Annotated in this window: 1 pseudogene; it reads right to left on the reverse strand. The window is 66.5% G+C overall.

Going from position 1 to position 385, the window contains the following annotated elements:
- Window positions 1–385 (reverse strand): annotated as a pseudogene (locus QZH66_RS18730) (propionyl-CoA--succinate CoA transferase); the annotation flags it as partial.

Raw genomic sequence — 385 nt, forward strand, 5'->3', positions numbered from 1 at the left:
TGAGGTGGTTGAACGGCCCGTCGTTGAGGCCTGCCAGCACGGCGTTGGCGATGTTGCCCACGCCCGACTGCAGTGGCAGCAGCTCGCGCGGCAGGCGCCCGAGCTGCACCTCGCGCTGCAGAAATTCAATGATGTGGGCGGCAATGCGCTGCGAGTTGTCGTCGGGCTGCGCGAACACCGAGTTGCGGTCGGGCTGGTTGGTCATGACCACGGCGACGACCTTGTCGGGATCGCACTGCAGATAGGGCTCGCCGATGCGGTCGTTCGGCTGCAGCAGCGGGATCGGCACGCGGTGCGGCGGCAGGTCGGTGCCGTAGTAGATGTCGTGCATGCCTTCGAGGCCCGGCGGGTGCCACTGGTTGACTTCGAGGATGATCTTGTCGGC

Origin of the sequence: Stenotrophomonas sp. YIM B06876 (assembly GCF_030711595.1) — a bacterium.
GTDB lineage: Bacteria > Pseudomonadota > Gammaproteobacteria > Xanthomonadales > Xanthomonadaceae > Stenotrophomonas.